This window comes from Brevibacterium sp. GP-SGM9 (assembly GCF_047300845.1).
GTDB lineage: Bacteria > Actinomycetota > Actinomycetes > Actinomycetales > Brevibacteriaceae > Brevibacterium.
This window is the reverse complement of the sequence record NZ_CP178563.1, coordinates 2,768,362-2,780,819: the sequence shown is the minus strand read 5'-3', so window position 1 is coordinate 2,780,819 and position 12,458 is coordinate 2,768,362. Positions and strand designations below refer to the sequence as shown.

The following is a 12,458-nucleotide window of genomic DNA, read 5'->3' as shown; positions in this document are numbered from 1 at the left end:
CCTGATCGAATTTGAGAGTATTCAATCATCATAATGACACATTTTCGCGCGGACGGACAGAGGAGATGCCCGGTTGTCGCCCGCAAACCACTTCGTCTCGGAGTCCGCGAGCCGTCCGACCACGGGCACCCCGCCGCTCACCCCAGGGTGCGCGGACGTTCCGCGTCGATCCCGAGCACATGAGTGTCGAGGAAGGCCAGCACCGTGCGATACCAGACCTCGGCGTTGCCGCGCCCGAGCACCCAGTGCCCCTCGTCGGGATAGTAGAGGAAGCGGTGCTGAGTGTGTCCGTCCTGATCCAGCGGCGTCCGCGACTTCGTGAGCAGATCGAACCAGAGTTCCTGCCCCTGCCCGATCGGGACCCGGTAGTCCTTGTCACCGTGGATGACGAGCATCGGCACCTCGATGTCGGAGGCGAAGAGGTGCGGGGAGTACGTGTCCGCCTGCTCCCGCATCGCTTCATCCCACGAGGCGTTGTCCGTGGTCCGGCCCATCGAGGTCGTGTTCCACAGGGAGGCGTGGCTGACGATGCACCTGAAGCGATCCCCGGTGTGCCCGGCGACCCAGTTGGCCATGTATCCGCCGTAGGATCCGCCGGCCAGGGCGGTCCGCTCGGCATCGATGTCTGCCCGGGCGCAGGCCTCATCGGTCAGTGCCATGACGTCGGTGAACGGCACGCCGCCGAGCTGCTGCTGGCCGCGGTCGATCATCGCTCGCCCGTAGCCCGTCGAGATCGCGGGGTCCGGCAGCAGCACCGCGTACCCGGCGGCGACGAACGGGCCCGGATTCCACCGGTAGGTCCACGCGTTCCACGACCCCCAGGGGCCTCCGTGGGCGAAGACCACGAGCGGGTGCGGGCCTTCCGAGTCGGGCAGCGCCAGCCAGGCGCGAACCGCGGTGCCGTCCTCGGCCCGGGCCTCCACCTCGGCGAGGGTGCCCTCCTCATCGATCGTGCTCGCCGGATTCGCGAGTTCGCTGACCTCCCCGCTGGCCAGGTCGATGGCGATCGGCAGAGGGGCGACGTCGATCGCCGAGGCGGTCGCGACGACCGATTCTCCGGAGAGTCGCAGTCCCGAGAACGAGTACTTCTTCCCCGGTCCCCCGGCCAGGCGCCGAGGCTGCGGGTCGTCGACATCGCCGATGAAGACGCTGCCCCGGCCGTGATCGTCGGCGGTGGCCACGATCGTCTGATCATCGACCCACAGCGGGGAGAACCAGAAGTCGGCATCGGGCCAGACCGGGCGGGTTGCTCCGGTCTCGAGATCGAGGACCATGAGCGTCATGGACAGGTTCGTCTTCGGAGTCCAGAACTGCTCCCGGGTGACCAGCGCACGGGTTCCGTCGGGGCTGATGGCCGCGATGCCGAAGCTGTGGTCAGCGGCGGGTTCGGCGAGGCGGCGGGGCGGGCGACCGCCTCTCAGGTCGATCCGCCAGAGTTCGCCGGCTTCGAGGCGGCCGTCGATGGGCTTCTCGAGCTCGACGAGTGCGAATCGGGCGTTGTCGTCGACGGCCCAGTCGACGAGGCGGCCGGGAGGCAGCGAAAGATGGTGGAAGTCGATGGCCGAGGGAGTTCGGGCTGGTGTGCCCTCTTCATCGTCGCCGGCCTGGCCGAGTTCGCTCGGGACGTCGGGGAACTCATCGGCGAGGGTGGACAGGTCCGCCACCGCGAGCGTCTGCACACCGGGGCCGAGGTCGTGATCCCAGCGCCTGACGGGGAAGCCCGTGTGGAGGATTCCGCTGACCTTCGCCTCGCTGCGTTCCCTGCTGTATTCCTGGTGCTGCGTCTCCGTCCCGGCCCAGGTGTGGACAGGGAATTCGACGATGAGGGTCTCACCCTTGGCGTCGATGCGGGTGAAGCCGCCGTCGTGCTCGGCGAGCCTGCGGGCCTCACCGTTAGGCGGCAGTGCCCACAGACTGGGGCTCTCGGCGTCCTTGCCGTCCTCGCCGGGTCGCTTCGCGGCGAAGCAGATCGTTCCGTTCTCACTCAGCGCCGCCGCCGCGATGGACTGCTGTCCGCGGGTGATTCTGCGCGGCGTCTCACCCCCGATGTCGGCGAGGTGGCTGAGTGAGGAGCTGCCCGCGGAGTCGGGGAAGGAGTACTGGGCGAGGACGCGCCCGCTGTAATTCGTCAGGATGCCCTGCAGTCGGCGGGCATCGAGGAGTCTGGTCACTGCGTCGTGAGTCGTCATGTCCCCATCCTAGATTCCCCGGGGCGATGCGCACCTGACTCTATTTGAACTGCGGGGTCGGGACCCGTTCCCCCTCGACCTCGAGAGTCGGCAGCATCTGCTTGAACTCCTCGGTCGCCTTCGTGTTCGTCTCCAGCGCCCGCATCTCGATGGAGATGTTGACGAGGCGGCCGTTGACCTTGTAGCCGAGCTGGGTTCCGTACATGGCCGTGGGCCTCTGGTTGATGGAGAGGATCTCGGTCGGCCCGAGCACGCCCTGGTAGCTCCAGAAGGTTCCCGCCGTGATCGTGCCCATCCGTTCGGCCTGGACCTGCGAGTCCTTCTCGGAGAACGCGTAGTTCTTCTTCCCGTCGACGACGGCCTGGGCACTGTCGTCATAGGCTTCGTTGCAGCTGATGATGATCATGTCGCTCTCGGTCACCGAGGTCCCCCGTGAGTACACGTGGAACTGTTCGCTGCTGGACCCGGCCGTCCAGTCTCCGCCCAGGGCGAATCCGATCTCGACTGGGCAGGCGGCGCCGAGGTTGATCGTCTCCATAGTCATCCCCTCGGGGACCCCGCCCTTGGTGGGTTCGGCCGTCGGCTCGCTCCCGGGCTGATCCTGGACGGCGACCCTGACCGGAGCCGCATCCTTCTCAGCGGTGTGGATCTGCAGGGCCGAGCAGCCGCTCAACCCGAAGCCGAGGACGATCGTTCCTGCCGCCAGGGCACGGAGGGAGCGAGCACCGGTCACTGGGAGTCGTCCCTCGACCGCAGGTCACGGCGCCTCGGGTACTGCGGCTCGGACTCAGGAGCGGCAGGCGGACCGGACTGCGGCGGAGGCGGCCACTGCTGCGGTTGAGGCGGCTGCGGGCCGGACTGGGGCTGCCCGGATTGGTGCGGCGCAGATTGGGGCTGGCCAGCCTGGGTCTGGCCGGATTGAGGATGGCCGGATTGGTATTGACCAGCCTGAGGCTGGCTGGGCTCGGGCGGAGCCGAATTCTGCTGGTACGGCTGCTGCGGAGCCGCATGGCTCGGCTGCTGCCCGTTCGGCTGTTGTCCGCCGGTGTGCGGACCGTTCGGCTGCTGGCCACCGGTCTGCGGACCCGACGGACCCTGCCCACCCGACTGCGGGCCGTTCGGCTGCTGCCCGCCGGTGTTGGGTCCGTTCGGCTGACCGCCGGGGTATCCGTTGCCGCGCGGCACGCCGGGGCCCGGTTTGAACTGCGAATGCTGACCGGAATCGGGTGGGAACCCGCCGGAGACCGATTCTCCGGTCGAGCGGTGGACGAGGTTGCCGTCGACGCGTTCGAGCCGGCGCTTCGAGGTCCGCCTCGGCGTGCCGAGGATCCGGCCCTGGAGTTCGTCTTCGCTCGGCTGCCTCGGCGGGAGGAATCCCGGGGACTGCCGCGAATCGGGCAGCTGCACCGGCTGCACGGGATGCGAGCCGGCCGCCACCCGGTCCATGTGCTCGCCCATCTGCGGCACGGTGACCTGTGCGGCATCGCCGAGCACGGGCAGGACCATGCGCACCGAGGTGCCCACACCCTCTTGGCTGAACAGCTGCACCGAACCGCCGTGGCGGGTGACGATGGCGCGGACGAGGGACAGGCCCATGCCGGACCCGGCGACCGCACGCACGCGGGAGCCGCGGGAGAGTTCGTCCCACACACCTTCCTGCTCGGCCAGCGGGATGCCGCTGCCGGTGTCGGCGACCTCGACGACGACCCAACGGTGGCCGTCGATGATCTGCTCGTTGGCGCGCAGCTCGACGACCTCGGCCTGCGAGGAGTACTTCAGGGCGTTGCCGAGGAGGTTGAGGATCGCGGTCAGCAGCAGATCTTCCTCACCGGCGACATCGGGCAGACGCCAGGGTGCGCGGGCGACGGTGGCCACGATCATCCGATCCTCGGCACCGGGTGCGGTCGAGGCGTCCTCGACGGCCTGATGGATGAGCGCGTCGAGGTCGACGCGGGCATATTCGATGATGCGGGTCTCGACATCGGCGAGCTTGCGCAGATCTGCCAGCAGGCGGGCCACCCGCCGGGAGGAGACGTCGACCTGTTTGGCGGAGGGCTCCACCTCGGTGATGGTGCCCCCGTCGCGGACGACCTCGCGGATGCTCGCCGCGGAGGTGCGCAACGCGGTGAGGGGATTCTTCAGCTCGTGGTCGAGGCGGATGAGCATCCGGTTGCGTTTGGCCAGCGAGTCCTCGGCGGCCGCGGACTCGATCGACTCACGCTGCCGGGCCTCGCGCTTCTTCAGATATCGCCAGCCGAACCAGGCGGCCACGGCCAACCCCGCCAAGACAAGGAACAGGAGCAGGAGGAACAGCCAGATCTGGACCTCGATGACCAGGAAGTTCGTCATAGGCTCCGCTGCCGATCCTCGCCGCGGACCTCACCGACGAATCGGTAGCCGCGGCCCTGCACGGTGGCGATCCACCGAGGTTCGGCGGCGTCCTCGCCGAGGACCCGGCGCAGTTCGGCAACGCGGGAGTCGACGGCGCGGGTGCCCACGGCCTCTTCGAATCCCCACAGCACCTCGAGCAGGCGGGAGCGTTCGATGAGTTCGTCCTTGTGCACCATGAGGTACTCCAGCAGGGTGAAGCCCTTGGGAGTGACGACGAGTTCGCGCTGGCCCAGCCAGGCGCGACGGCCCACTCGGTCCAAGCGCAGGCCGAAGCTGGAGACGAGCACGGGAGCCGTGGCCAGGGGCGGACCGTCATTGCGGGTCCGGCGCAGCACCGCTCGGATGCGGGCGACCAGCTCATGCGGGTCGAAGGGCTTGTTGAGATAGTCATCGGCGCCCTCTTCGAGCGCCATGGCCCGTTCGACACCCTCGCCGACCTGAGTCAGCAGGAGGACGGGAACCCAGTTCTCCTCCTGCCGCAGACGCCTGAGCACCTGCCGACCGTCGGCACCGGGCATGAGCACGTCGAGGACGCAGACATCGGGTTTGTGCCGGTGGATCTCGTCGAGTGCGAGCAGCCCGTCGCTGGCGGCCAGCACCCGGAATCCGGATCTCTCGAGGAAGGGAACCACCGCGCCGAGCACATCGGGTTCGTCATCGGCGACCAGGACCAGGGGTTGGGGATCGTTCTGATTCTCAGCCGTCATGGTGGTCCGTTCCGGTTCCTCTCTGTCGCTCCCAGGCGAGCTCCCTGGCCTCGGCTCGGTCGACCGCCTCGGCGAGTTCATCTCGATACAGCATAGAACGACGCAGGTGCTTGGTGCGATATCCGGCACGACCGACCATGTGCGTGGCCACCGGAATCGTCACCAGCTGGAAGGAGATGACGATGGCCAGCGTGGTCACCGTGGCCCAGGTCGGGAATTGGATCGCAATCGCGAGCGCGACCATCAGCAGCCCCAGGACCTGGGGCTTCGCACTCGCGTGCATGCGTGAGAGCAGGTCCCCGAAGCGCAGCAGACCGAGTGCGGCGGCCAGGGACAGGACCCCGCCGAGGAGGATCAGCACTGCTGAGATGATGTCGAGGATCATGGTGCTCCCCTTCCCTCGTCCGAGTCGCCCGGGCCGTCGTCGGCGTCGGCGGGTCCCGGGTCGGGACCGGTGCCCAGCCCCTCTCCGTCGACGTCGGCGTGTTCGTCGAAGGGCTCTTCCTCACGCTTCGGCGCGGAATCCTCCCCCGCCGGATGTGCGGCCACCGCCTCGGATTCGGTGCCGAGCTCCGCTTCGTCCGCGTCCGCCGGTTCCGCTTCGTGTGCGTCGGCCGGCTCCGGATCGGATCCGCTGTCGAGCCCGACCACGGGCTCCTCATCGCGCACGGTCACCGCCTCGGGACCGTCGGCGACATTCGCGATGCCCCGGGCCACGTCATCGGGCCAGGCATCGGAATCGGTCGCGGCACCCGAGCTCGCCGACGACCCAGCGCCCGCCCCGGACCCCGACCCCGCCTCGTCGGAGGACTTGGGCATATGCCAGTCCGAGGCGGAGAAGTCGCTCAGCGCGCCCGCCTCGGCGCCGGGGGTCATGGAATCGGACTTGGACACGTACCGGGACACGCTCACGGAGCCGACGAAGCCGAGCATCGCGAGCACGATGAGCACCGGGAGCAGATCCGTGCGGCCGGACAGGGCCATGTACCCGCCGAGGCCGCACATGATCGAGGCGAGCACGACGTCGGTGGCGATCATGCGGTCGAGGATCGAGGGTCCTCGGACGATGCGGTAGAGGGCCATGACCGCCGAGGCGGCCAGCAGCACCGAGGCAGCGACGATGAGGACGTCGAGGACGATCTGGCTCATCAACCCTCACCTCCGTTCTGGTGCATCGGGTCGGGGATCGCCCGCAGCGCCGCAAGGTCGCGGTGGGAGCCCAGCGCCCTGATCAGCAGCTCCTCGATGTGGTAGACCTGAGCCTTCGCGGTGCGGATCTTCTCCTCCGAGTCGCAGTCGAGGACGTGGAGGTAGAGGATGCCCAGCGCCCGGTCGCTGTCGATGATGATCGAACCGGGGATGAGGCTGGCGGTGTCGGCGACCAGGGTCATCAGCAGATCGGAGCTCGTGCGCAGGTCGCAGGCGATGACCGACCCGGCTCCGACGGCGCGGCGTCGGAACGCGAACCAGGCCACCTCCACCGAGGCGTGGACGAGCGAGTAGACGAACCACAGTCCGAAGACGGCGGCATGCATGATGTTGAACCGGCCGGAGAGCACGACCGGGGGAAGGTAGAAGACGCGGGTGACGACGAGGGCGAGGATGACTCCGGTGAGGATCGAGAGCAGGGACACGGAATCCCAGAGCATCACCCACAGCAGCACGAGGAAGAAGACCAGCACGAGCTGCTGGACGAAGCTTCTGCCCTTGGTCATCCGCGGTCGGTTCGGGCTCATGAGTCATCACCGCCGAGGACCGTCGAGACATAGTTGATCGGCGTCTGCAGATTGTCCGCCGCCCGGTTCGACAGGTCCCACAGGGGTGCGGCGCCGATCGTGAGGATGATCGAGGCGAGCACCACCGCCGAGGTGGCGGCGACCATCGGACCGGGCACGCCGATCTGCGACTTCCAGGTCTTGCCCGCCAGCAGCGTCTTCTTGCGTTCGCTGAACTCGCTGACGAGCCCCTCATTGGGCTCCTCGGCGTCGGCGGGGTCCCGCCAGAACGCGAGGTTGAATGTGCGGCCGATGACGTAGAGCGTGAGCAGGCTGGTCAGGGTGCCGGCGACGATGAGCGAGATCGCCAGCCAGTCGTGATCGGAGAAGCCGGCGGCGAAGAGCGCGACCTTGCCGATGAACCCGGAGAAGGGCGGAATGCCCGAGAGGTTGAGGGCAGGGATGAAGAAGATGATCGACAGCGCCGGCGAGAGCACCATGAGCCCGCCGAGGGATCTCGTCGACGTCGAGCCGCCGCGCATTTCGACCATGCCGATGGCCAGGAACAGTGCGGTCTGGACGATGATGTGGTGGACCGTGTAGTAGATCGCCGCGGACAGGCCGACACTCGTCCCCAAGGCCACGCCGAAGAGCATGTAGCCGATATGGGAGACGAGGGTGAACGAGACGATCCTCTTGATCTCCGACTGCGCGATCGCGCCGAGGATGCCGATGAGCATCGTCAGCGCCGCCGCTATCAGCAGCGGAACCCGCAGAGAGGATTCGGCGAACAGCAGGGTCTCGGTGCGGATGATCGCATAGATGCCGACCTTCGTCAGCAGCCCCGCGAAGACCGCGGTCACCGGGGCCGGTGCGGTCGGGTAGGAGTCGGGCAGCCAGAAGGACAGCGGGAAGATCGCGGCCTTGATGCCGAAGCCGAGCAGGAGCAGGACGTGGAGGATCATCTGGACGTCCGCGGGCAGGTCACCGATCCGCTCGGACAGCTGGGCCATGTTCACGGTCCCGGTCGCGGCGTAGATGATGCCGATCGCGGTGAGGAAGATGACCGAGGACACGAGCGAGATGACGACGTAGGTCACGCCCGCGCGGATCCGCTCGGCGGTCGCACCCAGTGTGAGCAGCACGTAGGAGGCGAGGAGGAACATCTCGAAGCCCACGTAGAGATTGAACAGGTCACCGGCGAGGAAGGCGTTGGCGACACCCGCACACAGCACCAAGTAGCTGGGGTTGAACACGGAGATCGGGGTCTCGTTCGAGTCGTCGTTCGCGTCCTGGCTCAGGGCGTAGACGAGCACGCACAGGGTGACCAGGGAGGACACGACGAGCATGAGAGCGGAGAGTCGGTCGGCGACGAGCACGATGCCCACCGGCGGCTGCCACCCGCCGATCGCCACGACCTGCGGGCCGTTGCTGTCGACGCCGAAGAGGAGGATGAAGGCGATGATCATCACCGCGGACAGGGTCAGGATCGATACGAGGTTCTGCGCCCGCGAATGCTTCGAGAGCACGAGGGCCAGGCCCGCGCCGATGAGCGGCAGCAGCACCGGCAGCGGCACGAGGGTGGGGAGGATGTCGATCATCGCTTCTCCTCCGTCTCGGTCGTGCCGTCCTCGTCATCGTCTGCATCCCCCGCCGAGGCGGTGCTCCGGGGCCCGCCCCCCGGATCGCTGCGCTCCCGGTCGTGGGCATGGTCCGCCGGTGGGTCGTCGACCTCGGCGTCGCGTTCCTTCGGGGTGCCGTCGTCGTCGAGGTCGACGGCGCCGGTGATCGGGCTCTCCGCTTCGTCACCGAACTCGGTGTCGTCGTAGTCCGTGCTCGCCTCGGCCTCGGAATCGATTATCTTCGTGATCGCGACCTGGAGGTCGGCGGCATCGTCCTGCAGGGAGTCGGCGCGTACCAGGCGCCAGGACCGGTAGATCATGGCGAGCAGGAATGCGGTCACTGCGAAGGTGATGACGATAGCGGTGAGGATGAGCGCCTGCGGCAGCGGATCGGACATGCCGGCCGTCGAGAGGTGCTTGCCGTCGGTCAGCGGCGATGAGCCTTTGCCGGCGGTGAGGATGAGGAGGAGGTTGGCCCCGTTGCCGAGCAGGATGAATCCGAGCAGCACGCGGGTCAGGGACCGCTCGAGCATGAGGTAGATGCCGGAGGCGAAGAGGACGCCCATCGCGAGCACCATGATGAAGGGCATGCTCATAGGCGGCCTCCTTCCGCACCGTTGTCGACGTCGAGGTTGTTGACTCGATCGAGGATCTCGGAGACGGCCTCGTGTTCGGCGTCGGCGCTGAAGTTCTCGGAGAGGTTGTAGGACTCGTTGAGCCGGGAGGTCAGCATCATCTCGTCGCGCTCCTGGTGCAGATCCACCTCGGCGCCCAGGGAGCGGAGGATGTCGAGCATGAGGCCGACGACGATGAGGAAGACGCCGATGTCGAAGAAGGTCGAGGTGCCGAACGACAGGTGCCCGAGCAGCGGAACATCGCCCTCGAGGTAGACGGACTTGAACACGGTGTCGCCCCAGAACCAGCCGCCCACGGCCGTGAGCACGGCCATGATCAGCCCGGTGCCCAGCAGACCCGAGGGGGTGAAGTTGGCCGCCTCGGCGAGTTCGTACTTGCCGCCGGCCAGATACCGCACGACCAGCGCCAGACCGGCCACGAGTCCACCGGCGAAGCCGCCGCCGGGCTCATTGTGGCCGGCGAAGAGGAGGTAGACCGCGAAGATGAGCACCGCGTGGAAGACCAGTCGGGCGGTGACCTCGAGGATGATCGAGCGGTTGCGGGGGGCCAGGGTGCGGCCGGCGATGAGCCAGGACACGCGGCGCTGGGAGAGATCCTCACGTTCGGGCCCGTGGAAGTAGCCGACGTCCTCGGGGACCGGCTGGAAGCGGACCCGCCCCTGCGTCTCGGAGCCGTCGCGTTTGTTCAGGTAGCGGTGGAGGTGGCCTTCGCGACCGCGGACGAAGATGAGGCCGGCGATGCCTGTGCCCGCGGCCACGAGCACGGAGATCTCGCCGAGGGTGTCCCAGGCGCGCATGTCGACGAGGGTGACGTTGACGATGTTCTTGCCGTGGCCGAGTTCGTAGGCCAGCTGTCCGAAGTCCACGGAGACCGGTTCGGCCACCCGGACACCGGCGGCGATGAGGACGACGAGCATCATCGTCACACCGACGGCGCCGCCGATGATGGCACGCCAGGCAGGGGTGAAGCGGCCGGTGCTCTGTCCGATGCGGGCCGGGAGTCTGCGGAGGACGAGGACGAAGACGACGATCGTGATGGTCTCGACGAGGACCTGCGTGAGCGCGAGGTCGGGGGCACCGGCGAAGGCGAAGTAGGCGACCATCGCGTAGCCGGAGATGCCGGTGACGACGACGGCGGTGAAGCGCTTCTTCGCGCGGGTCGCCGAGATCGCGACGATGATGAGCACGATCGCGACGATGAAGTCGAGCGGGGTGTCCGAGAGGTGGAAGCGGATGTTCCACGAGTCGTTGACGATGACGGCCAGACCGACTCCGCCGACGAGGACGAGGTAGATCACGCTCTGGTAGAAGGGCAGCGAACCGCGCTGGGTGCGCGAGGTGACCCACAGGGCCAGGGCCTCGGTCCACCCGATGAGCCTGCGGTAGAGGTTGTGGAAGTCGATCCCCGACGGCAGGGTGGACTGGACCCGCGCGAACGGGGCGCGCAGCACGAAGAGCCCGATGCCGACGGCGATCGTGACCGCCGAGAGCGCGAGTGCGGGTTCGAGTCCGTGCCAGATCGCCAGGTAGTAGTGGCCGTCGGCGGGGTCGATGATCGGCAGGGTCGAGGTCCAGGCCTCGAAGTAGCCGTCGACGAGGCGGGCTCCGGGTCCGAGGACGAGGGTGAGCGCGGTCAGGGCGATCGGCGAGACGACGAGGATGAGCTTCTCGTCGCGACGGGCGATGTCGTCGACTCCGGGCTTCGAGGAGAACGCGCCCCACACGAACCGGGCCGAGTAGGCGACGGTGAGCATCGAGCCGATCATGATTCCGATGAGCGCGATGATCGAGGTCTTGTCCGCGGATTCGAGCAGCGTCGAGTAGACGGCTTCCTTGGCGACGAAGCCGAAGGTCGGCGGCAGTCCTGCCATCGAGGCGGCGGCGACGGTCGCGCACACGGCGACGACGGGGAAGGCCCGCCAACCGCCGGAGAGCTTCGTCAGGTCACGGGTGCCGGCACGGTGGTCGATGATGCCCACGCACAGGAACAGGCAGGCCTTGAACAGGGCGTGGGCGATGAGCATCGCCAGAGCGGCCTTCGTGATGTCGGGGGTGCCGAAGGAGGCCATCGTCGTGAGGAAGCCGAGCTGGGAGACCGTGCCGAAGGCCAGCAGCAGCTTGAGGTCGGTCTGCTTGAGTGCCTGCCACCCGCCGATGAACATGGTGACAAGGCCCAGGGTGAGCAGGACCTCTGTCCAGCCGGGCAAGTTGTGATACCCGGGTGCCAGTCGCAGCACGAGGTAGATTCCGGCCTTGACCATGGCGGCCGCGTGCAGATACGCGCTGACCGGGGTCGGTGCGGCCATGGCGCCGGGCAACCAGAAGTGGAAGGGCAGCAGGGCGGACTTCGAGATCGCACCGACGAGGATGAGGATCACCGCGGTGATGATCACCGGCCCGGTGTCCATGCCCAGCTGGGCGCGTTCGACCAGCGCCGAGATCCGGCCGGTGCCGGTGACCGAGATGAGCAGGATCATGCCCACAAGCATCGCGAGCCCGCCGGCGGTGGTGACGATGAGCGCCTGCAGCGCCGCCTGGCGGGAGCGGCGTCGGGACTGGCTGTGCCCGATGAGCAGGTAGGAGAAGACGGTTGTGCCTTCCCAGAACAGGTAGAGCATGAGGAGCTCGTCGGCGACGACGAGTCCGTACATCATTCCCGCGAAGGCCATGAAGATGCCCGCGAAGCGGGCGAGGCCGGGTTCGTCGGCCGGGAAGTAGCGGGCGCAGTAGACGAAGACGAGTGCACCGACGCCGGTGACGAGCAGCGACATGATCCAGGAGAGCACGTCGAGTCGGAAGGTCCCCTCGAGTCCGAGGGCCGGCAGCCAGTTAAGACTTTCGGTCCAGACCGTCGGGTTCGCATCGAAGAGACCGGGGACGGCGGAGAGGCTGAGCAGGAGCCCGGCGAAGGGGACGAGAGCCAGCAGGAGGAAGGCGCTGCGTCCGAAGAGTCTGACCAACGGGTACCCAATGACAGCAACCCCGAAAAAGGCTCCTGTCATCGCTATCACCGGCGGACACCTCCGTCTTTTATGAGAGTTGCGTGATTGTACTCAGTACGGGTATTTTCTCACGACTGCCCACCGATCTCCCAATCAACGGAGCGGAACTTCGCAGTCGGATTGCCCACATCCGCGCCGACCACAGACGTGTCGCCGAGGTCGCGGTGCTCGGGTGAACCGCCTCGGCGGGGAAGCCC

The 12,458-nt window shown here is 67.6% G+C and carries 10 protein-coding genes; all 10 read right to left on the bottom strand.

The genetic code is table 11. From position 1 onward, the window contains the following. Positions 1–137 precede the first annotated feature (137 nt). From ACH82I_RS12540 to ACH82I_RS12495, 10 genes are read right to left on the bottom strand one after another with little or no spacing between them, the layout of a single operon-like run. Positions 138–2,189: a S9 family peptidase gene (locus ACH82I_RS12540; protein WP_413333017.1), complete on the bottom strand. Its 2,052-nt coding sequence runs from the start codon at positions 2,187–2,189 to the stop codon at positions 138–140. Positions 2,190–2,229: 40 nt separating this feature from the next. After that, on the bottom strand, positions 2,230–2,922 hold the full coding sequence (locus ACH82I_RS12535; protein WP_413333015.1) for a hypothetical protein: 693 nt from the start codon (positions 2,920–2,922) through the stop codon (positions 2,230–2,232). After that, positions 2,919–4,538, bottom strand: a complete 1,620-nt coding sequence (locus tag ACH82I_RS12530) for an ATP-binding protein (protein ID WP_413333014.1) — start codon at positions 4,536–4,538, stop codon at positions 2,919–2,921. Before ACH82I_RS12530 ends, ACH82I_RS12535 begins: the two co-directional genes overlap by 4 nt. After that, positions 4,535–5,287 carry a response regulator transcription factor gene (locus ACH82I_RS12525; RefSeq protein ID WP_413333012.1) on the bottom strand — a complete coding sequence of 251 codons (753 nt, stop codon included), beginning with the start codon at positions 5,285–5,287 and terminating at the stop codon, positions 4,535–4,537. The genes ACH82I_RS12530 and ACH82I_RS12525 overlap by 4 nt, the downstream gene beginning before the upstream one ends. Continuing rightward, positions 5,277–5,672 (bottom strand): monovalent cation/H(+) antiporter subunit G, encoded by a 396-nt coding sequence (gene mnhG, locus ACH82I_RS12520; protein WP_413333010.1) that lies wholly within the window; start codon positions 5,670–5,672, stop codon positions 5,277–5,279. The genes ACH82I_RS12525 and mnhG overlap by 11 nt, the downstream gene beginning before the upstream one ends. Beyond that, complete coding sequence (locus ACH82I_RS12515) at positions 5,669–6,436, bottom strand: monovalent cation/H+ antiporter complex subunit F (protein ID WP_413333008.1); 768 nt, start codon at positions 6,434–6,436, stop codon at positions 5,669–5,671. The genes mnhG and ACH82I_RS12515 overlap by 4 nt, the downstream gene beginning before the upstream one ends. Beyond that, positions 6,436–7,023, bottom strand: coding sequence for a Na+/H+ antiporter subunit E (locus ACH82I_RS12510; RefSeq protein ID WP_413333006.1), 588 nt, complete (start codon positions 7,021–7,023; stop codon positions 6,436–6,438). Before ACH82I_RS12510 ends, ACH82I_RS12515 begins: the two co-directional genes overlap by 1 nt. Further along, a complete protein-coding gene (locus tag ACH82I_RS12505) occupies positions 7,020–8,603 on the bottom strand; it encodes a Na+/H+ antiporter subunit D (protein ID WP_413333004.1) in 1,584 nt (527 codons plus the stop codon). Before ACH82I_RS12505 ends, ACH82I_RS12510 begins: the two co-directional genes overlap by 4 nt. Next, a complete protein-coding gene (locus tag ACH82I_RS12500) occupies positions 8,600–9,220 on the bottom strand; it encodes a Na(+)/H(+) antiporter subunit C (protein WP_413333002.1) in 621 nt (206 codons plus the stop codon). The genes ACH82I_RS12505 and ACH82I_RS12500 overlap by 4 nt, the downstream gene beginning before the upstream one ends. Next, a complete protein-coding gene (locus tag ACH82I_RS12495) occupies positions 9,217–12,261 on the bottom strand; it encodes a Na+/H+ antiporter subunit A (protein ID WP_413333000.1) in 3,045 nt (1,014 codons plus the stop codon). Before ACH82I_RS12495 ends, ACH82I_RS12500 begins: the two co-directional genes overlap by 4 nt. Positions 12,262–12,458 lie beyond the last annotated feature (197 nt).